Source organism: Streptomyces sp. JK94 (assembly GCF_053613315.1).
In genome coordinates this window covers 81011-105760 of the sequence record NZ_JBSICH010000019.1, presented here as the reverse complement: position 1 = coordinate 105760, position 24750 = coordinate 81011, and the positions used below count along the sequence as shown (strand labels likewise).

22 protein-coding genes are annotated in these 24750 nt (G+C 72.6%); 16 read left to right on the top strand and 6 right to left on the bottom strand.

The features are described 5' to 3' along the window. Nucleotides 1-33 precede the first annotated feature (33 nt). The 3 genes from ACVV2G_RS18625 to ACVV2G_RS18615 are packed head-to-tail and all read right to left on the bottom strand — an operon-like array spanning nt 34 to nt 3651. The gene (locus tag ACVV2G_RS18625; RefSeq protein WP_453843843.1) at nt 34-1077 is read right to left on the bottom strand and encodes an ABC transporter permease; all 1044 of its coding nucleotides are present in this window, start codon (nt 1075-1077) and stop codon (nt 34-36) included. Beyond that, a complete protein-coding gene (locus ACVV2G_RS18620; protein WP_453843842.1) occupies nt 1070-2125 on the bottom strand; it encodes an ABC transporter permease in 1056 nt (351 codons plus the stop codon). The genes ACVV2G_RS18625 and ACVV2G_RS18620 overlap by 8 nt, the downstream gene beginning before the upstream one ends. Next, nucleotides 2122-3651, bottom strand: coding sequence for a sugar ABC transporter ATP-binding protein (locus tag ACVV2G_RS18615; RefSeq protein WP_453843841.1), 1530 nt, complete (start codon nt 3649-3651; stop codon nt 2122-2124). Before ACVV2G_RS18615 ends, ACVV2G_RS18620 begins: the two co-directional genes overlap by 4 nt. Nucleotides 3652-3933: 282 nt before the next feature. Between ACVV2G_RS18615 and rhaI the strand changes: the two genes are divergently transcribed. The 9 genes from rhaI (at nt 3934) to ACVV2G_RS18570 (ending at nt 14524) form a co-directional block, all read left to right on the top strand. After that, the gene (gene rhaI, locus ACVV2G_RS18610; protein WP_453843840.1) at nt 3934-5100 is read left to right on the top strand and encodes an L-rhamnose isomerase; all 1167 of its coding nucleotides are present in this window, start codon (nt 3934-3936) and stop codon (nt 5098-5100) included. Nucleotides 5101-5171: 71 nt separating this feature from the next. Beyond that, nucleotides 5172-7217, top strand: a complete 2046-nt coding sequence (locus ACVV2G_RS18605; protein ID WP_453843839.1) for a bifunctional aldolase/short-chain dehydrogenase — start codon at nt 5172-5174, stop codon at nt 7215-7217. Nucleotides 7218-7545: 328 nt separating this feature from the next. After that, on the top strand, nt 7546-9045 hold the full coding sequence (locus ACVV2G_RS18600; RefSeq protein ID WP_453843838.1) for a rhamnulokinase: 1500 nt from the start codon (nt 7546-7548) through the stop codon (nt 9043-9045). Continuing rightward, entirely contained in the window at nt 9045-9800 is a 756-nt protein-coding gene (locus ACVV2G_RS18595; RefSeq protein ID WP_453843837.1) for a (Fe-S)-binding protein, read from the top strand. Before ACVV2G_RS18600 ends, ACVV2G_RS18595 begins: the two co-directional genes overlap by 1 nt. Continuing rightward, nucleotides 9797-11221, top strand: coding sequence for a LutB/LldF family L-lactate oxidation iron-sulfur protein (locus ACVV2G_RS18590; protein WP_453843836.1), 1425 nt, complete (start codon nt 9797-9799; stop codon nt 11219-11221). The genes ACVV2G_RS18595 and ACVV2G_RS18590 overlap by 4 nt, the downstream gene beginning before the upstream one ends. Further along, the gene (locus ACVV2G_RS18585; protein ID WP_453843835.1) at nt 11218-11859 is read left to right on the top strand and encodes a LutC/YkgG family protein; all 642 of its coding nucleotides are present in this window, start codon (nt 11218-11220) and stop codon (nt 11857-11859) included. The genes ACVV2G_RS18590 and ACVV2G_RS18585 overlap by 4 nt, the downstream gene beginning before the upstream one ends. Before the next feature lie 108 nt (nt 11860-11967). Next, entirely contained in the window at nt 11968-12399 is a 432-nt protein-coding gene (locus ACVV2G_RS18580; RefSeq protein ID WP_453843834.1) for an NfeD family protein, read from the top strand. Between the two features lie 2 nt (nt 12400-12401). Then, nucleotides 12402-13448 carry an SPFH domain-containing protein gene (locus tag ACVV2G_RS18575; protein ID WP_453843833.1) on the top strand — a complete coding sequence of 349 codons (1047 nt, stop codon included), beginning with the start codon at nt 12402-12404 and terminating at the stop codon, nt 13446-13448. A 62-nt stretch (nt 13449-13510) separates the two neighbouring features. Further along, complete coding sequence (locus tag ACVV2G_RS18570; protein ID WP_453843832.1) at nt 13511-14524, top strand: TerC family protein; 1014 nt, start codon at nt 13511-13513, stop codon at nt 14522-14524. A gap of 515 nt (nt 14525-15039) precedes the next feature. Here ACVV2G_RS18570 and ACVV2G_RS18565 read toward each other — a convergent pair. Together ACVV2G_RS18565 and ACVV2G_RS18560 are read right to left on the bottom strand one after the other, a co-directional pair. Then, complete coding sequence (locus ACVV2G_RS18565) at nt 15040-15396, bottom strand: DUF6479 family protein (protein ID WP_453843831.1); 357 nt, start codon at nt 15394-15396, stop codon at nt 15040-15042. A gap of 37 nt (nt 15397-15433) precedes the next feature. Next, nucleotides 15434-15838: a ChaB family protein gene (locus ACVV2G_RS18560; protein WP_453843830.1), complete on the bottom strand. Its 405-nt coding sequence runs from the start codon at nt 15836-15838 to the stop codon at nt 15434-15436. Between the two features lie 174 nt (nt 15839-16012). On the opposite strand from ACVV2G_RS18560, the gene ACVV2G_RS18555 reads away from it, so the two are divergent. The 4 genes from ACVV2G_RS18555 (at nt 16013) to ACVV2G_RS18540 (ending at nt 19401) form a co-directional block, all read left to right on the top strand. Beyond that, on the top strand, nt 16013-16390 hold the full coding sequence (locus ACVV2G_RS18555; protein ID WP_453843829.1) for a four-helix bundle copper-binding protein: 378 nt from the start codon (nt 16013-16015) through the stop codon (nt 16388-16390). Between the two features lie 71 nt (nt 16391-16461). Then, a complete protein-coding gene (locus tag ACVV2G_RS18550) occupies nt 16462-17322 on the top strand; it encodes an oxygenase MpaB family protein (RefSeq protein ID WP_453843828.1) in 861 nt (286 codons plus the stop codon). Nucleotides 17323-17548: 226 nt separating this feature from the next. Continuing rightward, on the top strand, nt 17549-19126 hold the full coding sequence (locus ACVV2G_RS18545; protein ID WP_453843960.1) for a phytoene desaturase family protein: 1578 nt from the start codon (nt 17549-17551) through the stop codon (nt 19124-19126). An 83-nt stretch (nt 19127-19209) separates the two neighbouring features. Further along, the gene (locus ACVV2G_RS18540; RefSeq protein ID WP_453843827.1) at nt 19210-19401 is read left to right on the top strand and encodes a DUF2795 domain-containing protein; all 192 of its coding nucleotides are present in this window, start codon (nt 19210-19212) and stop codon (nt 19399-19401) included. A gap of 25 nt (nt 19402-19426) precedes the next feature. Here the strand turns inward: ACVV2G_RS18540 and ACVV2G_RS18535 are convergent, their stop codons facing one another. Next, nucleotides 19427-21202: a serine hydrolase domain-containing protein gene (locus tag ACVV2G_RS18535; protein ID WP_453843826.1), complete on the bottom strand. Its 1776-nt coding sequence runs from the start codon at nt 21200-21202 to the stop codon at nt 19427-19429. A gap of 454 nt (nt 21203-21656) precedes the next feature. Between ACVV2G_RS18535 and ACVV2G_RS18530 the strand changes: the two genes are divergently transcribed. The 3 genes from ACVV2G_RS18530 (at nt 21657) to ACVV2G_RS18520 (ending at nt 24711) form a co-directional block, all read left to right on the top strand. Beyond that, nucleotides 21657-23162, top strand: a complete 1506-nt coding sequence (locus ACVV2G_RS18530; RefSeq protein WP_453843825.1) for an acyl-CoA synthetase — start codon at nt 21657-21659, stop codon at nt 23160-23162. A 245-nt stretch (nt 23163-23407) separates the two neighbouring features. After that, the gene (locus tag ACVV2G_RS18525; protein WP_121751142.1) at nt 23408-23650 is read left to right on the top strand and encodes a DUF397 domain-containing protein; all 243 of its coding nucleotides are present in this window, start codon (nt 23408-23410) and stop codon (nt 23648-23650) included. 155 nt (nt 23651-23805) lie between these two features. Next, entirely contained in the window at nt 23806-24711 is a 906-nt protein-coding gene (locus tag ACVV2G_RS18520; RefSeq protein ID WP_453843824.1) for a universal stress protein, read from the top strand. The last annotated feature ends 39 nt before the right edge of the window (nt 24712-24750 follow it).

Sequence of the window (24750 nt, the reverse complement as noted above, 5' to 3'; positions counted from 1 at the left end):
GGCCGGAGCCGAAACGGGCGGGGGAGAGGGGGACTACGAGGACGGTGCCGTCACCGGTGGGGGAGCAGCCGTTCGTCCCCGGGACCCGGCCCTGGCCCGGGCCCGGGAGATGCGGCGGCCGATCCGCGGAGCGAGAACGGAGATCACCAGGAGGACGCCGGTCGCCACGGTCTGGGACTGGGCGGTGACGCTCAACAGGCTCATGACGTTCTGCATCGTGCCGAGCAGGAACACACCGGCGACGGCGCCGCCGAGCGTGCCCCTGCCGCCGTCGAAGTCGATGCCGCCGAGCAGCACCGCGGCGATCACCGACAGCTCCAGTCCGGTGGCGTTGTCGTAGCGGGCGCTGGCGTAGTGCAGGGTCCAGAAGACACCGGTGAGGGCCGAGATCACGCCCGTGGTCACGAACATGGCCAGCTTGAGTCGTCTGACCCGGACACCGGCGAAGCGGGCGGCCTCCTCGGAGGAGCCGATGGCGAACAGCGAACGGCCCATGCGCGTGGCGTGCAGGACGACGACGGCGATCGCCAGCAGGACGACGAAGGGGACCGCGGCGTACGGCAGGAACGTGTCCCCGAACCGACCGGCGCCGAAGTCAAGGTACTGCACCGGGAAGTCGGTCACGGAGTCGGAGCCGAGCACGATCTGCGCGATGCCCCGGTAGGCGCCGAGCGTGCCGATGGTGACGGCCAGCGAGGGCAGCCCGAGCCGGGTGACGAGCAGGCCGTTGACCAGGCCGCACACCACGCCGAGCAGGATGCAGAGCGGGATGATCGTCTCGATCGCCATGCCTGCGTTCCACAGCGCGCCCATCACGGCACTGGAGAGACCGGCGGTGGAGGCCACCGACAGGTCCACCTCGCCGGAGACGACGAGCATCGCCATCGGCAGGGCGATCAGGGCGATGGGCAGCGTGTTGCCGATGAGGAACGACAGGTTCAGGGCGTTGCCGAAGTTGTCGACGAAGGAGAACGAACAGATCAGCAGGACGACCAGCAGGACGCCGACCGAGGTGTCCCAGCGCACCGCGCCACCGAGACGGGAGAGCGCGGGCGACGTGACGGTGGTGTCAGGCATGACGGGCACTCCTCGACTGTGCGGCCTTCTTGCGCAGGGCTCCGGAGACCCTGCGGGCCAGGATCCGGTCGACGGCGATGGCGAGCAGCAGCAGGCAGCCGTTGATGGCGGTGACCCAGACCGAGCTCACGCCGAGGGCGGGGAGCACCCCGTTGACGGAGGTCAGCAGTACGGCGCCGAGCGCGGCGCCGTACACGGTGCCCGACCCGCCGGTGAAGGCGACGCCGCCGACCACCACGGCGCTCACCACGACGAGTTCGTAGCCGCTGCCGGTGTTGGAGTCGACGTTGCCGAACCTGGCGAGGTACAGGGCGCCGGCGAGTCCGGCGAGCGCCCCGCAGACCACGTAGGCCGTCATGACACGGGCCCGGATCGGGACACCGGCGAGCCGGGCGGCCTCCGGGTTGGACCCCAGGGCGTACATGTCCCGTCCGCTGCGGTAGCTGCGGAGGTAGTAGGCCACGACGACCAGGACGGCCGCGGTGAGCAGCGCGAGGTGGGGCGCCACCCAGAGGCCGCCGCTGCCGAAGTCCACGAAGCCGTCGGGCAGGGCGCTCGCGGTGATCTGGCGGGACCCGACCCAGAGGGAGTCGATGCCGCGGATGACGTAGAGGGTGCCCAGGGTCACCACCAGTGCCGGCACCTTGCCGAGGCTCACCAGCGCACCGTTGACCACACCGAACAGCGCGCCGACCGAGACGGCCAGCAGGACGGCGACGAGCGGGTGGCCGCCGTCCTCCAGGTGGAGCCCCGCGGCGAACGCGGAGACGCCCAGCACGGAGCCGACCGACAGGTCGACGTTGCGGGTGATCACCACCATCGCCTGGCCGATCGCGACCAGCACGAGGATGGTCGCGTTCAGCAACAGGTCCCGGGTGCCCTGCTCCGAGAGGAACTCGGGGTTGGACAGCTGGGTCGCGCCGAGCATCACCACCAGTACGGCGATCACGGCCAGTTCGCGGGCCCTGAAGATCCGGTCCATGAGCCGCCGTGCGGCCACGGACTCGGGCGCGGCCTCCTGCCGCACCGGTTCCACGGTCGTGGTCATGCCGCCTTCCCCCCTCGGTCGGTGCGGCCGGTCGCGGCTGCCATCACGGTCTCCTCGGTCGCTTCCGCCCGGGGGATCTCCGCGGTCAGCCGGCCCTCGTGCATCACCAGGACCCGGTCGGCCATGCCGAGGATCTCCGGCAGGTCGGACGAGATCATCAGCACGGCCACGCCGTCGGCGGCGAGCGAGGACAGCAGGCGGTGCACCTCCGCCTTGGTCCCCACGTCGATGCCGCGGGTCGGCTCGTCCACGATCAGCACCTGAGGGGCCGTGGCGAGCCATTTGGCCAGGACGACCTTCTGCTGGTTGCCGCCCGAGAGCGTTCCCACCACGTCGCCCAGGCGGGTGTACTTCACCTGGAGCCTCGTCGCCCAGTCCACGGCGCGGCTGCGCTCGGCCCGCCGGCTCATCAGCCCGGCCCGCGAGGTGGCCGCGAAGCCGGTGAGGCCGATGTTCCGCTCGATGGACATGTCCATCACCAGCCCCTGGGCGCGGCGGTCCTCGGGCACCAGGGCGAGTCCGGCGGCCATGGCCAGGCTCGGAGCTCCGGGAGGAAGTTTCTGGCCGAGCACCTCGACCTCACCGCCGTCGAACCGGTCGACGCCGAAGACGGCCCGGGCCACCTCACTGCGGCCCGCGCCGACCAGACCGGCCAGGCCGAGGATCTCGCCGCGCCGGACGTCGAAGGAGACGTCGGTGAACACGCCCTCGCGGGTCAGCCGGCGCACACGGAGGGCGACTTCCCCGATCCGGGTCCGCTGCTTGGGGTAGAGCTCCTCCAGGTCGCGGCCGACCATGCGGCGCACCAGGCCGTCCTCGTCGAGGCCGGAGAGGGGCTCACTGGCGATCCGGGCACCGTCCCGCAGGGTGGTGACCCGCTGGCACAGCTCGAAGATCTCCTCCAGACGGTGCGAGATGAACAGCACCGCCGCCCCCTGCTCGCGCAGCGTCTCGACCACGCCGAACAGCCGGGCCACCTCGCTGCCCGTGAGCGCCGCCGTCGGTTCGTCCATGATCAGGACGCGGGCGTCGAAGGACAGGGCCTTGGCGATCTCCACCAGCTGCTGGTCGGCGATGGACAGGCCGCGGGCCGGCTGGTCCGGGTCGAGGGCGACGCCGAGGCGGGCGAAGAGTCCGGCCGCGGCCGACCTGACCGTGCGGTGGTCGACCCTGCCCAGGGAGCGCCGGGGCTGCCGTCCGATGAAGATGTTCTCCGCCACGGACAGGTCGGGGAAGAGGGTCGGCTCCTGGTAGATCACCGCGATCCCCGCGTCACGGGCGTCCGCCGGACCGTGGAAGTCCACCGGCTCGCCGTCGAGGAGGACCGTTCCGGTGTCCGGACGGTGCACGCCCGCGAGTGTCTTGATCAGGGTGGACTTCCCGGCGCCGTTCTCGCCCGCCAGGGCATGGGCCTCGCCCGCGTACAGCCGCAGCGTCACGTCCCGCAGGGCCCGGACGGCGCCGAAGGACTTGCTCACCCCCTCCAGCGCGAGCACCGCAGGGGCCTCCGGTCCGGGATGAGCCATGCGTTCTCTCCCTCCATGTGCCGAGCGGGAACCCCGCTGTGAAATGTTTCAACAGGGTTGCCGGGAAGCTAGCCCCCGGCCGTCCGGGCGTCAAGGGTCCGGAACTCACCCGGTCACCCTCAAGATGCGGCTCAGTGGCAGGCGATGGCGGGGTCGAACCCCGGGGCGGCCCTTGACGGGGGATGTGCCGCGGGCTAGTTTCGGCGGCAGCCTGAATCGATTCACACAACCAGGTCATTCACGTCCCCCGCGACGGGGCCGCTTGCGCATCTAGAGGTGGACATGCCTGACATCACTGCCGTGAGAACCGCACTCGCAGACCAGCGGGTCGAGACGCCTTCCTGGGGCTACGGCAACTCCGGGACGCGTTTCAAGGTGTTCGCGCAGCCCGGCGTGCCGCGGACACCGCGTGAGAAGCTGGACGACGCGGCCAAGGTGCACGAGTTCACCGGTGTCACCCCCCGGGTGTCGCTGCACATCCCCTGGGACAAGGTGGACGACTACGCCGCGCTGGCCGCGTACGCGAAGGAGCGGGGCCTGGAACTGGGCGCCATCAACGCCAACGTCTTCCAGGACGACTCCTACAGGCTCGGCAGTGTCTGCCACCCGGACGCCGCGGTGCGGCGCAAGGCGCTCGCGCACCTCATGGAGTGCGTCGACATCATGGATGCCACCGGTTCCCGCGACCTGAAACTGTGGTTCGCCGACGGCACCAACTACCCCGGCCAGGACGACATCACGGCCCGCCAGGACCGGCTCGCCGAGGCGCTTCAGGCCGTCTACGACCGGCTCGGGGACGGCCGGCGGATGCTCCTGGAGTACAAGTTCTTCGAGCCCGCGTTCTACACGACCGACGTGCCCGACTGGGGCACGGCCTACGCGCACTGCCTGAAGCTCGGGGAGAAGGCGCAGGTCGTCGTGGACACCGGCCACCACGCGCCCGGCACCAACATCGAGTTCATCGTGGCGGTCCTGCTCCGCGAGGGCAAGCTCGGCGGCTTCGACTTCAACTCCCGCTTCTACGCCGACGACGACCTGATGGTCGGTGCCGCCGACCCCTTCCAGCTCTTCCGCATCCTCCACGAGGTCATCAAGAACGGCGGCCTGGACCCCGCCGCCGGCGTGGCCTTCATGCTCGACCAGTGCCACAACATCGAGGCGAAGATCCCGGCGATCATCCGTTCCGTGATGAACGTCCAGGAAGCGACCGCCAAGGCGCTGCTGATCGACGACGAGGCACTGGCCGCGGCCCAGGCGGAGGGCGACGTCCTGGCGTCCAACGCCGTCCTCATGGACGCGTACAACACCGACGTCAGGCCGCTGCTGGCGGAGATCCGCGAGGAGAAGGGCCTGCGTCCCGACCCGGTCGCCGCCTACCGCGCCAGCGGCTGGCAGGAGCGGATCGCCGCCGAACGCGTGGGCGGCGAACAGGCCGGCTGGGGCGCGTGACCGCCGCTCCGGCGCGCCGCGCGCGACCCGGACACCCTCCCTCGTCACCTCACCCCGAAGGAAAGGGCATCATGGCCTCCGCCGTTCATCCCGAAGTCGCCGAGCTCCTGGCGCGCTCGCACCGGCTGGGTGCGGACCCGCGCAACACCAACTACGCGGGCGGCAACACCTCCGCCAAGGGCACCGCCACCGACCCCGTCACCGGCGGCGAGCTGGAACTGCTGTGGGTGAAGGGCTCCGGCGGCGACCTGGGCACCCTGAAGGCCGAGGGACTGGCCGCCCTGCGACTCGACCGCCTGCACGCCCTGAAAGGCGTCTACCCGGGCGTCGAGCGCGAGGACGAGATGGTCGCCGCGTTCGACTACTGCCTGCACGGCAAGGGCGGTGCCGCGCCGTCCATCGACACCGCCATGCACGGCCTGGTCGACGCGGCCCACGTGGACCACCTGCACCCCGACTCGGGCATCGCGCTGGCCTGTGCGGCCGACGGCGAGAAGCTGACCGCGGAGTGCTTCGGCGACCGGGTCGTGTGGGTGCCGTGGCGGCGGCCCGGCTTCCAGCTCGGCCTGGACATCGCCGCGATCAAGGAGGCCAACCCGCAGGCCATCGGCTGCATCCTCGGCGGTCACGGTGTCACCGCCTGGGGCGCCACCTCCGAGGAGTGCGCGTCCCACTCGCTGCACATCATCCGCACCGCCGAGGCCTTCCTCGCCGACAAGGGCCGCCCCGAACCCTTCGGACCGGTACGAGGGGGCTACGAGCCGCTGCCCGACGAGGAGCGGCGCGCCCGTGCCGCCGCGCTCGCCCCGCACGTCCGCGCGATCGCCTCCGCCGACCTGCCCCAGGTCGGCCACTTCACGGACTCCGAGGCGGTGCTGGACTTCCTCTCGCGCACCGAGCACCCGCGCCTCGCGGCCCTGGGCACGTCCTGCCCCGACCACTTCCTGCGCACCAAGGTCCGCCCGCTGGTCCTCGACCTGCCGGCCGGCGCGCCGCTGGAGCAGGCGATCGCCCGGCTGGCGGAGCTGCACGCCGAGTACCGCGCGGAGTACCGGGCGTACTACGAGCGGCACGCCGTCCCCGGCTCGCCGGCCATGCGCGGCGCCGACCCCGCGATCGTCCTGGTGCCGGGCGTGGGCATGTTCTCCTTCGGCAAGGACAAGCAGACCGCCCGGGTCGCCGGCGAGTTCTACGTCAACGCGATCAACGTGATGCGCGGTGCCGAGGCCGTCTCCTCCTACAGCCCCATCGAGGAGTCGGAGAAGTTCCGCATCGAGTACTGGGAGCTGGAGGAGGCCAAGCTGCGCCGGATGCCGGCGCCCAAGCCGCTGGCCACCCGGGTCGCCCTGGTCACGGGCGCGGGCTCGGGCATCGGCAGGGCCATCGCCCACCGGCTCGTCGCGGAGGGCGCCTGCGTCGTGGTCGCCGACCTCGACGCCCGGGGCGCGACCGCCGTGGCCGAGGAACTCGGCGGGCCGGACCGGGCCGTCGCCGTGACGGTGGACGTCACCAGCGAGGAGCAGATCGCCGCCGCGTTCGCCGAGGCCGTCCTCGCCTTCGGCGGCGTCGACCTGGTCGTCAACAACGCCGGCATCTCCATCTCCAAGCCGCTGCTGGAGACCACGGCCAAGGACTGGGACCTCCAGCACGCCATCATGGCCCGGGGCTCCTTCCTCGTCTCCCGGGAGGCCGCCCGGGTGATGACCGCCCAGAAGCTCGGGGGCGACATCGTGTACATCGCCTCCAAGAACGGTGTCTTCGCGGGACCCAACAACATCGCCTACGGGGCGACCAAGGCCGACCAGGCCCACCAGGTGCGGCTGCTGGCGGCCGAACTCGGCGAGCACGGCATCCGCGTCAACGGCGTCAATCCCGACGGAGTCGTCCGCGGGTCGGGCATCTTCGCCGGAGGCTGGGGCGCCAAGCGCGCCGCCGTGTACGGCGTGGCGGAGGAGAAGCTCGGCGAGTTCTACGCCCAGCGCACCCTGCTCAAGCGCGAGGTGCTGCCCGAGCACGTGGCGAACGCGGTCTTCGCCCTCACCGGGGGCGACCTCACCCACACCACCGGGCTGCACATCCCGGTGGACGCGGGCGTCGCCGCGGCCTTCCTGCGCTGACCCGGGAGCGCGCCCCGACGCCGGTGCGACCCACGCGGCGGCGTCGGGGCGCATCGCGGGCCGACCGCCCGCGACCGCCGGGGCGCACTCCCCGACGTGCCACCCGCGCCGGCCCGCCGGCCGCGTGATCGTGCCGCACTCCGCCCGTCCTCTCGGAGGGCGTCCCTCAGCGGGCGTCTCTGCGAGGCCTTCTCTCAGAGTGCCCCGTCAGAGGGCGGTCCCTGGGGGCCTCTTCAGAGCATCTCCTCAGCGGGGCCCCCAGAGCGTCCCCTCAGCGAGTCATCCAGCGTCTCCCCACTTGCGCCGCGCGCAGCGGAGGTACCACCACGTGACCACCACCCCGGCCTCCTCGGCCTTCCCCTCGGCGTTCGCCGCGGTCGACCTCGGGGCCACCAGCGGACGGGTGATCCTCGGCCGCGTCGGGCCGGACCACCTCGACCTGACCGAGGTCCACCGCTTCCCCAACACTCCCGTACGCCTGCCCGACGGACTGCACTGGAACCTGCTCGCCCTCTTCCAGGGGACCCTGGACGGCCTGCGGGAGGCCGCCCGGGCGGGCTCGGTCGCCTCGATCGGAGTGGACACGTGGGCCGTGGACTACGGGCTCCTCGACGCCGACGGCGCACTCCTCGGGACCCCGTACCACTACCGGGACAGCCGCACCGACGACGCCGCGCAGTTGGTCTGGTCCCGTGTCGGGCCCGAGGAGCTGTACCGGATCACCGGGCTGCAGCACCTGCCGTTCAACACCGTCTTCCAGCTCGCCGCGGCGGCCGGCAGCAGCCAGTCGGACGCCGCCCGCACCCTGCTGCTGGTACCGGACCTGCTGGTCCACTGGCTGACCGGGACCATCGGGGCGGAGGCGACCAACGCCTCCACCACGGGCCTCTTCGACGCCCGCACGGGCACCTGGTCCGCCGAGCTCCTCGACCGGCTCCCCGTCGACCCCGCCCTGCTGCCGCCCCTGCGCCGTCCCGGCGACCCGGCCGGCACCCTCCTGCCCCACGTCGCGGCCCACACCGGCCTCGACGAGGGCACCCCGGTCGTCACCGTCGCCTCGCACGACACCGCCTCCGCCGTGGCCGCGGTCCCGGCCACCGAACCGCACTTCGCCTACATCTCGTGCGGCACCTGGTCCCTGGCCGGACTCGAACTGGACTCCCCGGTGCTGACCGAGGCGTCCCGGGCCGCGAACTTCACCAACGAACTGGGCGTGGACGGCACCGTCCGCTACCTCCGCAACATCATGGGCCTGTGGCTGCTGGAGGAGTGCCGCCGCACCTGGGACGCGCAGGGCCTGCCCACCCACCTCCCCGTACTCCTCGACGAGGCCGCCCGCTCCCAGGCGTTCGACGCGATCATCGACCCGGACGACCCGGTCTTCCTCGCCCCGGGCGACATGCCGGAACGGATCCGCGCCTACTGCCGCCGTACGGACCAGCCGGCCCCCGCCGGCCAGGGCGCGGTCGTCCGCTGCATCCTGGAGAGCCTGGCACTGGCCCACCGTCGCACGCTGCGGCAGGCGGCCGAACTCGCCGGCCGCGACATCACCCACGTCCACCTCGTCGGCGGCGGCTCGCGCAACGACCTGCTCTGCCGGCTCACCGCCGACGCCACCGGCCTGCCCGTCGTCGCCGGGCCCACCGAAGCCACCGCCCTGGGCAACATCCTCGTCCAGGCCCGAGCCGCCGGACGGGTGGCCGACCTGGCCGCGATGCGCCGGCTCGTCGCCGCCACCCAGCACCTCAGGCGCTACAGTCCACGCGGCGACGGCGTCGCCTGGGACGCGGCCGCCGCCAGGCTCACCCCCGCCCGAACGGAACCCTGATGCGCGTAGCCCTCTTCGCCACCTGCGTCAACGACGCCCTCTACCCGTCCACGGCCATCGCCACGGTCAAGGTGCTGGAGCGCCTCGGCGTCGAGGTGGACTTCCCCGCCGCGCAGACCTGCTGCGGCCAGCCGCAGTACAACACCGGCTACCGGCGCGCCACCGAACCCCTGGTGCGCCGCACGGCCCGGGCCTTCGAGGGCTACGACCACGTCGTCACCCCCTCCGGCTCCTGCGTGGCCATGGTCCGCGACAACTACCCCAGGATCGGCGCCAAGGCGGTGGCCGAGGGCCGTGGCCGGGATCTGGCGGACGCGGCCGCCTCCCTCGTGCCGCACGTCCACGAGCTGACCGAGTTCCTCGTCGACGTGCTCGGGGTGACGGACGTGGGGGCCTACTTCCCCCACACGGTCACCTACCACCCCTCCTGCCACGGACTGCGCATGCTCGGCCTGGGCGACCGGCCGCGCCGGCTGCTGCGGGCGGTCAGGGGACTGGAACTGGTCGAACTGCCGGGAGCCGAGGAGTGCTGCGGCTTCGGCGGCACCTTCGCCGTGAAGAACGCCGACGTCTCCGAGGCGATGGGCGACGACAAGATCCGCAACGCCCTGTCCACGGACGCGGACGTGCTGTGCGGCGCCGACAACTCGTGCCTCATGCACATCGGCGGCATGCTGCGCCGACAGGACGCCCCGCAGCGGGCCCTGCACCTCGCCGAGATTCTCGCGAGCACGGAAGAGGAGCCGCTGCGATGAGTGGGACCTATCTGGGAATGCCGTCCTTTCCCGAGGCGGCGCGGGGGGCCGTGCGGGATGCGACGCTGCGGGGCAACCTGCGGCACGCCACGCACACCATCCGGGACAAGCGGGCACGGGCGGTCGCCGAACTGGACGACTGGGCGGCGCTGCGCGAGGCGGGGAAGCGGGTCAAGGACCACACCCTGCGCCACCTCGACCGGTACCTGCTGCAGGTGGAGGCGGCGGTCACGGCGGCCGGCGGAACGGTGCACTGGGCCGCCGACGCGGACGAGGCCAACCGGATCGTCGCGGACCTGGTCAAGGCGACCGGTGAGAGCGAGGTCGTCAAGGTCAAGTCGATGGCGACGCAGGAGATCGGTCTCAACGAGGCGCTGGAGGCCGAGGGCATCCACGCCTACGAGACCGATCTGGCCGAGCTGATCGTGCAGTTGGGCCGGGACCGGCCCTCGCACATCCTGGTGCCGGCCATCCACCGCAACCGCGGTGAGATCCGGGACGTCTTCCGCGCCGAGATGGGCGCGTGGGGCCGTCCGGCGCCCGAGGGCCTGACCGACGCCCCCGTAGAACTCGCGGAGGCGGCGCGGCTGCACCTGCGGGAGAAGTTCCTGCGGGCCAAGGTCGGCATCTCGGGGGCCAACTTCATGGTCGCCGAGACCGGCACCCTGGTCGTCGTGGAGTCCGAGGGCAACGGCCGGATGTGCCTGACCCTGCCCGAGACCCTGATCTCCGTCGTCGGCATCGAGAAGGTCGTGCCCACCTGGCGCGACCTGGAGATCTTCCTCCAGCTCCTGCCCCGGTCCTCGACGGCCGAGCGCATGAACCCCTACACCACGATGTGGACGGGCACCACCGACGGCGACGGCCCCCGGGCCTTCCACCTGGTCCTGCTGGACAACGGCCGCACCGACACCCTCGCCGACGAGGTCGGCCGCCAGGCACTGCGCTGCATCCGCTGCTCGGCGTGCCTGAACGTCTGCCCGGTCTACGAGCGGGCCGGCGGCCACGCCTACGGCTCGGTGTATCCGGGCCCGATCGGCGCCATCCTCAGCCCCCAGCTGCGGGGCACCGCAAGCGAGATCGACGCCTCCCTGCCCTACGCGTCCTCCCTGTGCGGCGCCTGCTACGACGTCTGCCCGGTCGCCATCGACATCCCGGAAGTCCTGGTCCACCTCCGGGAGAAGGTCGCAGACCAGGGCGGCAAGGGGCACCGTCTGGAACGGGCCGCGATGAAGGCGGCGACCTGGCTCCTCGACCACCCCGCCGCCCTGACCGCCGGCGAACGACTCGCCTCCAGGACCCGCAAGCTGCACCCCGACCGGCTCCCCGGCCCCGGGGCGCGTCAGTGGACCAACAGCCGTGACCTGCCGGACCTGCCGGCCGAACCGTTCCGTGACTGGTGGAAGAAGAACCGCGCATGACACCCGAGCCCTCCTCCCGCGACCGCGTCCTGGGCCGTGTGCGCAGGGCGCTGGCCGACGCGCCCGAGGCCCCCGAGGTCGTGCGGGACTACCGCGCGAGCCACACCCCCGACGACCCCGCCGCGGTGCTCGACCTCCTCCACGAGAACCTCGCCGACTACCGGGCTGTCGTGCACCGCAGCACCCGGCAGGGGCTGGCGTCACTCATCGGCCGCATCCTCGCCGGCCACGGCGTCCGTTCCGTCGTCGTGCCGCCGGGCCTGCCCGACGCCTGGCTGGCCGAGTCGGAAGCCGGCCGGCGCTCCGACGACGTCCCCCTGACCCCGGCCGAGCTCGACTCCGTCGACGCCGTGGTCACCGGCTGCGCCCTCGCCGTCGCGGAGACCGGCACCGTCATTCTCGACGCCGGACCGGGGCAGGGCCGGCGCGCCCTCACCCTCATCCCGGACCTGCACCTGTGCGTCGTGGACGTGTCCGCTCAAGTGGTCCCCTCCCTCCCGCAGGCCCTGCCGCGCCTGGACCCCACCCGCCCGACCACCTGGATCTCCGGCCCGTCCGCCACGAGCGACATCGAACTCGACCGGGTCGAGGGCGTCCACGGTCCCCGGACCCTGGAGGTCGTCCTGGTGGTGGACTGACACATCAAGGAACCGAAGGGGTCATTTTCTTCGGTGAGCAGGTAAAATCACAATTTAACGTAGTCGTCCTGCCATTCGCGTACCCGCACCTTTCTGGAGGGGGTCGTAATGGATCCATGGCTCATCTGGCTGATCATCGCGGCGGTTCTGTTCGTGGCGGAGATATTCACTCTCACCGCCGCTCTCGGAATGCTGGGAGCGGCCGCGCTGATCACGGCCGGAGCCGCCGCGGCCGGGCTTTCGGCGCCCTTCCAGTTCGTGGTTTTCACGGTCGTCGCCACGGTCACCGTCCTGTTCGTGCGTCCCGTCGCCCTGCGGCACGTGCTGCGTCCCCAGTCGGCGCGGTTCGGTGTGGACGCCCTGGTGGGCAGTGCCGCCTACGTGGTGTCGGAGGTGTCGGGCAGGGACGGCAGGGTGCGCATCGGCGGCGAGGAGTGGACAGCCCGCTCCTATGACGAGACGCTGGTGATTCCCCAGGGGGCGACCGTCGACGTCATGGAGATCAGCGGCAGCACCGCACTCGTCTATCCCCGGGAGTGACCATGGAAGTCTCGGCGTTCCTCGTCGCGGGCGTGATCGTCGCGCTTCTCGCGGTATTCACCGTGGTGCGGGCGGTACGCATCGTGCCCCAGGCCCGCGCCCGCAATGTCGAACGGCTCGGCCGCTACCACCGCACCCTGAAACCCGGCCTGAGCCTCGTCATCCCGTACATCGACCGCGTCTATCCGGTGATCGATCTGCGGGAGCAGGTCGTCTCCTTCAAACCGCAGCCCGTCATCACCGAGGACAACCTGGTCGTCGAGATCGACACCGTGCTGTATTTCCAGGTCACCGATCCGCGCGCGGCCTTCTACGAGATCATGAACTTCCTCCAGGCGGTCGAGCAGCTCACCGTCACCACCCTGCGCAATGTCGTCGGGTCCATGGACCTGGAGAAGACGCTCACCTCGCGGGACACCATCAACAGCCAACTGCGCGGCGTGCTCGACGAGGCCACCGGCAAGTGGGGGCTGCGCGTGAACCGGGTGGAGATCAAGGCCATCGACCCTCCGCAGTCCATCAAGGACGCCATGCAGAAGCAGATGCGCGCCGAGCGGGACAAGCGGGCCGCGATCCTCGGTGCGGAGGGGCAGCGCCAGTCGCAGATCCTCACCGCCGAGGGCGACAAGCAGGCCGCGGTCCTGCGCGCGGAGGGCAACCGCACGGCCGAGATCCTCAAGGCCGAGGGCCAGTCCCGGGCCATCGACGAGGTCTTCCAGGCCGTGCACCGCAACGACCCCGACCCCAAGCTCCTCGCCTACCAGTACCTCCAGGTACTGCCGCAGCTCGCCCAGGGACCGGGCAGCACCTTCTGGGTCATCCCCAGCGAGGTCACCTCCGCCCTGCAGGGCGTGTCCCGCGCCTTCACCGAATCGCTGCCGCAGTCGCCCGCCACCCGCGAGAACCACTCCGACGACGGCGGCGCCCAGGCCGCCAACGACACGGCCCAGGCCGCGGAAGCCGCCGCCCAGGCCCTGGCAGACGCGGCCAAGGCCGACGGGGCGACGTCCGCAGGGCTGCGCCGCGACCCTCGGCCCGAGGAACGCTGAGGACTCACGTGGTGCACACTCGGACGTAGGGGGACTTCCCTGCAAGCCACTGCGAGGCCCGCATGCTCGATGTGCCGTTCTGGCTCTGGACAGCCTTCGCCGCGACCGTGGTCGTATCCCTCGCCGTCGACCTGCTGGCCCACCGCAGCGCGCACGTCATCGGCTTCAGGGAAGCGGCGGCCTGGAGCGGCCTGTGGGTCGGACTCGCCCTGGTCTTCGGCGTGGTCGTCTTCCTCGTCCTCGGCACCACGGCGGGCACCGAGTACACCACCGCGTGGCTGCTGGAGAAGAGCCTCTCCGTCGACAACCTCTTCGTCTTCGCCCTGATCTTCGCCTACTTCAAAGTGCCCCGCGCCTACCAGCACCGGGTTCTCTTCTTCGGCGTCATCGGCGCCCTGGTGTTCCGCGGCATCTTCCTCGCCGCCGGCGTGGCCGTGGTCAGCCGGTTCACCGCCGTGCTGTTCGTCTTCGCGGCCATCCTCTTCTACAGCGTCTACAAGATCCTCAGGGGCGAGGAGGAGAGCTTCGATCCGGGCCGGAGCTTCGCCGTCCGGCTGCTGCGCAAGGTGATCCCCGTCCGTGACACCTACGTCGGTGCGAAGTTCTTCGTGAAGGAGGCGGGCAAGCACGTGGCGACGCCGCTGCTCGCCGTCGTCGCCGCCATCGAGGCCGCCGACCTGATCTTCGCGGTGGACAGCGTGCCGGCCGTGCTCGCCGTCAGCGACGACGCCTTCATCGTCTACACCAGCAACGCGTTCGCCATCCTCGGTCTGCGGGCCCTGTACTTCATGCTCTCCGGGCTGCTGGACCGCTTCCACTACCTGAGCAAGGGCCTGGCGATCATCCTCGGGTTCATCGGCGTCAAGCTCATTCTCCAGGCGCTGCACAAGATGGTCAGCCCGTCCGTGCCGGAGATCCCGTCCCCGGTGAGCCTCGCCGTGATCGTGGTGATCCTCGCGGCGTCGGTGGTCCTGAGTATGAGGCGTCCCGCCGACACGGTCGACGGGGACGCGGGCGGCGGCCCCGAGGAGGATGCGCTCCCCTCGTCGCGAGGACAACAGAGCGAGCCGCGCTGAACGGCCGGCACGGCACCGGACTGTCCCCCTTCCGCCCAGGAACGTAAAGTGGGAGCAAAGGACTCGCCAAAGCTCCTCAACGCCGTGGACGTGAGAACCATGAGCAGTCACACGCAACGGACCAAGACAGCGAAGACCGCACCGCGCCAGGCCGCATCGGAACGCGAGGCCCTCTGCCCCTCCTGCGGCCACACCCTCCCCACAGAGGTCAAACGGCACAAGACGCTCGGCATCTACGTCCCGGTCTGGCGCCCGGGCCCCTGCCGGAACCCGGACTGCGCCGCGGCCGAACCGGACCGGCGTCGGTGACCACGGGCGCGCAGCCGCTCGACCGACCGGCGGCCGGCCCGGTGACGGGCCGGCCGCCGCCGTCCTCGGGCGAGGACGGCACAGGCGTGGAGCGAGGCTGACACTCGTAACCTGCCGCTGATGCGCTGATGCGCTGGTCCGGTGCACAGCCGGTTGGTTCTGCGGGCCGGGGCGTTCCGACGCGTCGCACCCCGTCCGGCCGTGTGTCAGCGGCCGCCGGGTCCGCCGCTGCCGAACGAGCCGCTGCTGCCCTCGTCCCAGCGGGGCCGCTCCTGCCCGGAGGAGGTGCGGCTGCCCTGGTGTCCGAGGTCGTGCGGCAGCGTCCGCTCGTCGCTGTGGGGCATCTCCTCGGGCTCCCGGTGCTCCTGGGTCTCCCGGACGGGACCGCCCTCGGGCATACGGGGCTGCTCGTCGGGGCGCGGCGGCGGCGATTCCTTGCGCTTCTGGCGGCTGCCGAACGCGAACGCGCCGATCAACAGGGCCACGACCACGACGGCCGCGACACCGATGCCGATACCGATCCCGCCCGATCCCGCGGCCAGGTCCATCCATGCGTTGGTCATGGAACGCGGGTACCCCCGGACCGCGTCGGCAACCCGCTCACCTCGACCGGGACGCTCGCGTCTGCGAACGGTTGGCCTTCCGGATCGCCGCGAGCAGATCCGCCTTCGACATCCGCGACCTGCCCGCCACGCCCAGCCGTTTCGCGACGCCGTACAGGTGCTCCTTCGAGGCCTTCTCGTCGACGCCCTCGCCGCTGCGCCCGCCCTGCTGCCGGGGCCGCCCGGACTGCGGGTCGGAGGGACCCCTGCGGCCGCCCTCCTTGCGTTCCCAGTGGTCGCCGACCTTCTCGTGCGTGTGCTTGAGCGCCCCGTAGGCCACGCGGTGGGCCCGCTCGCCCTCCCCGTACTCCTCCACGGCCGAGTCATGGGCCTTGATCCACGTGCGCTGGGCGTCCCGGGGGGAGCGCTCCAGGGTCGACGGCAGTTCCTGTCGTCCCGGCATGTCGCGTACCTCCGTAGGTCTCGGACGTTCTCCGCCGTCACCGGAACCGGGAGAGTCGGCACCGGCATCGGGAGAGTCCGCGGGTGCCCGGTCCGCCGACCGGAAAACGCCCGCGAGACCCGGGAACACCGGCCCCGACGGTTTGGCGGCGACCGCAGCGGCAACCCGCGCGATGTGACATCGACGACGACTTCCCAGCAGGAACTGTTCCGTTTCCTGGAGGACCGCTTCGCTTGTGCACAGGCGTGCACGGAGTGCGCGAGGGCGTGCGCGCTGCGGGCGAGCCTCGTGGACCCGGACGGGACCGAGAACCAGGAACTCGTACGGCGCAAGGGCATCATGTGCGCGGAGGTCTGCGACGCGACCTGCCGGGTGCTGTCCGAGCAGAACCAGGTCGACGAGGCCGTGATCCGCGTCCAGCTCGAGTGGTGCCGGCAGGTGTGCCTGGAGAGCGCGCACGTCTTCGACGAGCATCCCGGGGCGGAGGACACCGCGGAGGCGTGCCGGGCCTGCGCCCGGGCCTGCGGGGACTTCCTCGCCACCCTGCGCTGAGGCCGCGGGGCCCGAGGACTCGAGGCGTTCAGGCCCTGGGGCCGCGGGATGCGGGGCGTTAGCCTTCCGGTATGACGGCGACGCGGACGACCGGTGATCCGGGACTGTTCGGACCGGACTCGGTGACCTGGCAGGCGCACGGCGACCCGATGATGTGGATCGCCGGCATCCGCGCCCTGTACCTCCAGGCACTGCATCCGCGCGCCGTGCGCGGTGTGACGCAGAACAGCGACTTCCGGCGGGACGCCTGGGGCCGGCTGATGCGCACCGCGGGCTTCGTTGGCACGACGACGTACGGCACCACCGAGGCCGCCGAGCGGGCCGGCGCCCGGGTGCGCGGGATCCACCGCATGCTCGGGGCGACCGACCCCGACACCGGCGAACGCTACGGCGTCGACGAACCCGCGCTGCTGCTGTGGGTGCACTGCGCCGAGATCGACTCCTATCTGCACGTCCTGCGCCGCTCCGGCTACCCGCTCACGGACGCCCACGCCGACCGCTACCTCGCCGAACACCGGCACAGCGCCCGACTGGTGGGCCTCGACCCCGACGCCGCACCCGCAGACCGGGCCGAGCTGGCCGCCTACTTCACGCGCATACGCCCCGAACTGGCCGCGGGGGCCGAGGCGCACGAGGTGGACGCCTTCCTGCTCCGCCCGCCCACGCACCCCCTCCTGGTCCCCGCGCGCGGACTGTTGTGGCGCCGGGTGGCCCGTCTGGCGTACGACTCCCTGCCGCCGTACGCGCACGAGCTCTACGGCAGACCGGCCCCCGAGCCCGCCACCGTCACCCGGCGACTGCGCCTGGCGGGCGCCTTGCTGCGCGGGATTCCCGCACGTCTGCGCTGGCAGCTGCCGCCCGGACACATCCTGGGCGCCATGGACCGGCTCGGGCCGGCCGCGCGCCCGGCACCCTACAAACTCCGACCGTGAGCCGCCCTACCGGACCGGCCGGGGGGCGCCGTTCCGGCCGACCGCGGGCCTGCGCGCGCCGGGCCGCGGACCCGCGCGCCCCCGGGTCCGGGCGCCCCCGGCCCACCGCGCCCCAGGGCCCGCGCGCCCCCGGCCCACCGCGCCTCTGGCAGCCCGTCGAGGCCGCGTGCTACCAAGAGCCATGACCCCGCCCACCCCGCGCGCCATGACGCCCACCCCGCGCGCCATGACCTCGCCCACCCCGGCCCACGCGTCCCGCGCCTACGACGCCGTCATCGTCGGCGGAGGTCACAACGGCCTGGTCGCCGCCGCCTACCTGGCCCGCGCCGGTCGCTCCGTGCTCGTGCTGGAACGCCTGGACCACACCGGGGGCGCGGCCGTGTCCACGCGGCCCTTCGCCGGGGTCGACGCACGGCTGTCGCGCTACTCCTACCTGGTCAGCCTGCTGCCCAGGAAGATCGCGCGGGACCTGGACCTCGACTTCCGGGTACGCGCACGCACCGTCTCCTCGTACACGCCCGTCGAACGGGACGGGCGGCCCACCGGGCTCCTGGTCGGCGGGGACGAGCGGCGGACCCGGGCCTCGTTCGCCCGGCTGACGGGCTCCGACCGCGAGTACGCCGCCTGGCGGCGGTTCTACGCCATGACGGAGCACGTCGCCCGGCGGGTCTTCCCGACTCTCACCGAGCGGCTGCCCACCCGGGCCGGGCTGAGGCGCCGGATCGACGACGAGGCGGCCTGGCGGGCCCTGTTCGAGGAGCCGATCGGTGTGGCGATCGAGGAGCACTTCGCGGACGACCTGGTGCGGGGCGTGGTCCTCACCGACGCACTGATCGGCACGTTCGCCGACGCCCACGCCCCCTCCCTCAGCCAGAACCGCTGCTTCCTGTACCACGTGATCGGCGGCGGCACCGGTGCCTGGGACGTGCCGGTCGGCGGCATGGGCGCTCTCACCGACGCCCTGGCCGGCGCGGCGCGCGCGGCGGGGGCCGTGACGGCCACCGGGCACGAGGCGGTGCGGATCGACACGGACGGGCGCACGGCCGAGGTCACCTACCGCTGCGCCGACGGCGAGGGTGTCGTCGCCGCACGCCACGTCCTGGTGAACGCCTCCCCACGCGAACTGGCGGCGCTCACGGGCCAGGCACCCCCGCCGCCCGCCGAGGGAGCCCAGCTCAAGGTCAACATGCTGCTCACCCGACTGCCCGCACTGCGCGACCCCGAGGCCGACCCGCGCGAGGCCTTCGCCGGAACGTTCCACATCGCGGAGGGCTACGCGCAGCTGGCCACCGCGTACGCCCGGGCCGAGGCGGGCGAGCCGCCCACCGCCCCGCCCTCCGAGATCTACTGCCACTCGCTGACCGACCCCACGATCCTCGGACCGGACCTGGCCGCGAAGGGCATGCACACGCTCACCCTGTTCGGTCTGCACACGCCCGCCCGCCTCTTTGCCCGGGACAACGAGGCCGTACGCGGGGAACTGCTGCGGTCGACCCTGGCCCAGCTCGACACCCACCTGGCCGAGCCTCTCGCGGACTGCCTGGCGACCGACGCCGACGGGCGGCCCTGCATCGAAGCCCGGTCGCCGCTCGACCTGGAACGCGACTTGCGCCTGCCCGGCGGCCACATCTTCCACCGCGAGCTGGCCTGGCCCCACGCGCAGGAGGGCACCGGCCCCTGGGGCGTGGAGACGGAACAGGCGAACGTACTGCTGTGCGGGGCGGGCGCCGTACGCGGGGGAGGGGTCAGCGGGGTGCCGGGGCACAACGCGGCGATGGCGGTGCTGGAGCGGAAGGCGCGCTGACGGGCGCATGCGCGGACGGGGACCGGGTACTGCGACATAGCGGACATTCCGCGCTCGTGAACCAGCTCGACAAGGAGCCTGCCATGGCGGACCTCAGCCCCATCGACCTGCAGAAGGCCCTCAGCGGCGCGGACTACCCGGCGGACAAGGAGTCGCTCGTCGACTGCGCCCGCAGGAACAAGGCCGACGACAAGGTCGTGAGCCGCCTCGACGGTCTGAAGGAGAACAGCTTCGACGGACCCAACGACGTGCAGAAGGCCGTCTTCAACGGCTAGCGGAGCACCGGGCGCGCACGACCTCCTAGTCGGCCGACGCCGTCCACCCCACCGCCGCGATCCGCGCCGAGTCCGCGGGGCGCGCGTCGTGGAACAGGACGCCGTCGGCCGCTTCGGCGCGCAGCCCGTCGACGTACGCCCCGCGGCCCACGTACAGCTGGTCGGTCGAGTACCGCCAGCGCAGCGTCAGCCCGCGGGCCGGCGGGAGGGCAGCCGTCAGCCGGTGCCAGGAGCGCCCCGACCAGCCGGCGGCCGCGCCCGCCGGGTGGTCCCGCGGTGCCTGCCCCCGGCGCGTGGTGGTGAACGGGACGGGCTCCCAGGTGGTGCCACCGTCGGTCGTCGCCTCCAGGACGAGGGTGTCCGAGCCGGGCTCGGTGTCCCACCACAGCGCGCAGCGCAGCCGCGCCGCGCCGGCGGACGTGTCCAGCGCGGGCAGCGTGAGCGTCGCCGTCGCGGAGTTCGCCGTCCCGGAGAACCAGGCCGTACGCCCGTGCGCGGGACGGACCGGCACCGCCCGTGCCAGGTTCGTGCCGGCCGCGACCCGTGGAGCCGAGCCGGAACGCCAGCTGCGCACGGGGTGGACCGAGTTGCCCAGTACCACGAGGAACGAGTCGGTCGTCGGGTCGAGTACCAGCGAGGTGCCGGTGAAGCCGGTGTGCCCGGCCGTACGCGGAGTGGCCATCGCGCCCATGTACCAGTGCTGGTACAGCTCGAGGCCGAGGCCGTGCTCGTCCCCCGGGAAGTCGGTGTTGAAGTCGGTGAACATCAGCTCCACCGACTCCGGCCGCAGGACGCGCGCTCGGCCGTAGGAGCCGCCGTTGAGCAGCGTACGGCCGAGGACCGCCAGGTCCCAGGCGCAGGAGAACACCCCCGCGTGGCCGGCGACGCCGCCGAGGCTGAAGGCGTTCTCGTCGTGCACCTCGCCCCACACCAGACCGCGCTCCAGGCCGGACCAGGGCAGGCGGGCGTCCTCCGTGGCGGCGATGCGCGGTCTCCAGGAGGCGGGCGGGTTGTAGCGGGTGTGGTGGAGGCCGAGCGGGGCGGTGATCTCCTCGCGCAGCAGGACGTCCAGGGCCCGGCCGGTGATCTCCTCCAGCAGCAGCTGCAGGGAGATCATGTTCAGGTCCGAGTAGAGGTACGCGGTGCCGGGCGGGCTGACCGGCGCCTCGTCGTACACGAGCCGGATCCTGTCCTCGTGGGCCGGCACGCTGTACAGCGGAATCCACGCCCGGAAGCCCGAGGTGTGCGTCAGCAGCTGCCGGACCGTCACCTGCTGCTTGCCGGCGCGCCCGAAGTCCGGCAGATACGCGGCCACCGGCTCCTCCAGCTCCAGCACCCCCCGCTCCAGCTGCTGCACGGCGAGGATCGAGGTGAACAGCTTGGAGATCGACGCGAGGTCGAACACCGTGTCCTCGGCCATGGGGATCTGCTGCGCCGCGGGGAACTCGACGCCGGTGTCGGTCGCTTCGTCGTAGGCCCGGTAGCGCACCGCCATGCCGATCGGCTCGTGCAGTGCCACCGTGCCGCCCCGCCCGGCGAGCAGGACGGCGCCCGCGTACCACGGGTGCCGGGGGGAGGGACCGAGGTACGCCTCGGCTTCGGTGACGAGCCGGCGCAGGTGACCGGGGAGGAGTCCGGCGCGCTCGGCGGAGCCGCGCCGCAGGGTGGGACGGCGGCCGTCGTCCTCGGCGGCCTCGGCGGGTCCGGCCGCGAACGGGGCGATGGCCAGGGCGCCGCCCAGCGCCAGGGCACCGGCGCCCAGTTGACGCCGTGTGCATCCGTTCGTCACCTGTCCGGCCATCGCAGAGCCTCCCGCCGCCGAAGCTGAAAGTATCTTTCCCGGAGCGCCGTGCGGAGTGAAACTTTCCTGTCAGCGACGGGACATGTCAATGGGGCGTGCGGGGCCGCGGTGAACCGCCGGACCCGCCCGGCAAGCCTGCCGGACGGGCCGCGGGACGGCACGGACCCGGCGTTCGCGCACCCGGACGACGCGGAGACCGGACGATGACCCGATACCGCGCTGGCGAGGGCGAGGGCGAGGGCGAGGGCGAGGGCGAGGGCGAGGACGGTGGCGGGTGGGGCCGTGCCCAGTGGGCGCGGGGCGCCGACCGGGTCCGGCGGCGAGAAGGACGCCTTCCGCCACCGGTCGGCCGGCACCGCTGGGCCCGTGGCGTGTCAGTGGTACGGCCCCACGGGCTGCCGGCCCCGTGCGCACGCGTCTTGACCCGCTCCGCGGACCGCCCCAGGATCATGGCATGACGCTGACGCCCGGACACGGCAGCACGGTCGACGGGGTACTGCGGCGCAGCGCCCGGCGCACCCCGGCCCGCGTCGCGGTGGAGTACCGCGACCGCTCCTGGACGTACGAGGAACTCGACACCGCCGTCTCCCGCGCGGCGAGCGTCCTGCTGGAACGGGGACTGGCCCCGGGGGACCGGGTCGGCGCCTACGGGCACAACTCCGACGCCTACCTGGTCGCCTTCCTCGCCTGCGCCCGCGCGGGCCTGGTGCACGTCCCGGTCAACCAGAACCTGACGGGTGACGACCTCGCCTACGTCGTCGGCCAGTCCGGCAGCACCCTGGTCCTCGCCGACCCCTCTCTCGCCGGCCGCCTCCCCGCCGGCGTACGCACCCTGCCGCTGCGTGACGCCGACGACTCGCTGCTCACCCGGCTGGCCGCGGCGCCCGTGTACGACGGCCCCGAACCGGGCGGCGAGGATCTGGTGCAGCTGCTCTACACCTCGGGCACCACCGCACTGCCCAAGGGCGCGATGATGACCCACCGGGCACTGGTGCACGAGTACCTGAGCGCCATCACCGCCCTGGACCTCGGTGCGGGTGACCGCCCGGTGCACGCGCTGCCCCTCTACCACTCGGCGCAGCTCCACGTCTTCCTGCTGCCCTACCTCGCGGTCGGCGCGACGAACATCGTCCTCGACGCGCCCGACGGCGACCGGCTCCTCGACCTGATCGAAGCCGGCCGCGCGGACAGCCTGTTCGCGCCGCCCACGGTGTGGATCGGCCTCGCGAACCGTGCCGACTTCGCCACCCGCGACCTCGGCGGCCTGCGCAAGGCCTACTACGGGGCGTCGATCATGCCCGTGCCCGTCCTGGAGCGCCTGCGCCGGCACCTCCCCGAACTGGCCTTCTACAACTGCTTCGGCCAGAGCGAGATCGGTCCCCTCGCCACCGTCCTGGGCCCGGACGAGCACGAGGGCCGGATGGACTCGTGCGGCCGGCCCGTCCTGTTCGTCGACGCGCGGGTGGTCGACGAGGACGGCGAGGACGTGCCCGACGGCACACCCGGCGAAGTCGTCTACCGCTCACCGCAGTTGTGCCAGGGCTACTGGGACAAGCCCGAGGAGACCGAGGCGGCCTTCCGTGACGGCTGGTTCCACTCCGGCGACCTCGCCGTCCGCGACGCGGACGGCTACCTCACGATCGTCGACCGGGTGAAGGACGTCATCAACTCCGGTGGCGTGCTGGTCGCCTCCCGCCAGGTCGAGGACGTCCTCTACACCCACGAGGCCGTCGCCGAGGCCGCCGTGATCGGCCTGCCCGACGAACGGTGGATCGAGGCCGTGACGGCGGTCGTCGTCCCGCGCGGCGAGGTCACGGAGGACGAGCTGATCGCCCACGCACGCGAGCGGCTCACCGCGTTCAAGGCACCCAAACGGGTGAGGTTCGTGGACGCGCTGCCGCGCAACGCCAGCGGGAAGATCCTCAAGCGGGAGCTGCGGGACCGGTTCGCCGGCGCGTGATCCGGCCACAGCGCCGCGGCCCGGCGGCGGACGGGCACCGAGTCCCGTCACCCTGCGCTCCGGACAGGGGCCGGGACAGGGACCGGGGGCAGAGGGTCGCCGGGGCGGCGCTGCCGTGCGGGACGTGCGGGACATGCGCACGGCCCGGCGTCGAGCTTCCGGAAGGTCCTCCTCACGTGGCCTGTCGGCGGTCGGACCCGATCGCTAGGCTGACCGCGGACGACGAAACCGGGAGGAGCACGGACGTGGCCGAGAGCACCACCCAACAGCGCCCGCTCATGGGCTGGGACAAGCCGGAGCTGGATCTCAGCAACGCACAGTGGCAGTCCAGCAGCCGAGGCCTGGGGGATGTCCAGATCGCCTTCGTCGAGGGGTTCATCGCCATGCGGAACAGCGGCAGCCCGGAGAGCCCCTCCCTGATCTTCACTCCCGCGGAATGGGGCGCGTTCGTGTCGGGAGCGCGGGAAGGGGAGTTCGACCTCACGTGAGACACCTCCCGGGGAGCCGGTCCGGGGCGTCCGGCCGATCCGGGGGTGTTCCGCCCCTTTTTCCGGACACGCGACCCTGAGCGCCCTACAGCGGCCGACGCCTGAGCGAGGCTGACGCCACGAGGGGGACGGTCGTATCCGGAGGTGAGGAACCCATGAGCACCACCCTGCCGGTCATCGCGGCGGTCGACGGTTCGGACGACAGCCTGCGCGCCCTGGACTGGGCCTTCGACGCCGCCCACCGGCGTGAGGCACCCCTGCGGGTGGTGCACGTGCGCCAGTACGCCGCCTGGGCACAGACCGACGTCCTGATCGCCGGTCCACCGGACACCGGCGAGGACCCGGTGCTCGACCAGGCCCGCGCGCACCTCCGGGGCCGGGCCTACGCGGTGGCGACGGAGTACGTCGGCATGGAGGGCGTGCCGGGTGCCGTGCTGCCGGAGCTGGGCGCGGACGCGCAGCTGCTGGTGCTCGGTTCCCGGGGCCGGGGCGGCTTCGCCGGTCTGCTGCTCGGCTCCAACGGCGTGGCCTGCGCCCGCGACGCCCAGTGCCCCGTCGCCGTGGTGCCCCCTCCCGGGCGCGAGGTCCACGGCGAGCCGCCCGCCGGAGCAGGCCCCCGGGTGGTCGTGGGCCTGCACGTGGACAGCCCCGACGACGCCACGCTCTCCCTCGCCTTCGCCGAGGCCGGGCTGCGCGGCGCCGGCCTCCAGGTGGTCGCCGCCTACCCGTGGCCCGTGCAGACCTGGGCCGCGGCGGGCCAGATCATGCCCCCGGTGATCGACGAGGTGTCCCTCGAGAGCGAGACCCGGGTCCTGGCCGACGGCCTCCTCGCCCCCCACCGGGAGCGTCACCCCGGCGTCCGGGCCGAGACCTGTGCCGTGCCCGGCGACGCCGCCGGGCACCTCGTCGCCGCCTCCCGGGACGCCGGCCTGGTCGTCGTCGGCCGCCACCGCCGGCGCCTGCTGGCCCCCGCGCGCATGATGGGCTCCGTCGCCCACGCCGTCCTGCTGCACGCGGCCGCCCCGGTCGCGGTGGTACCACCGGCTCCGCCGCGGGAGTGAGGCGGGGCGGGCGCGCGGCACGGCCGGAGCGCGTGGCCC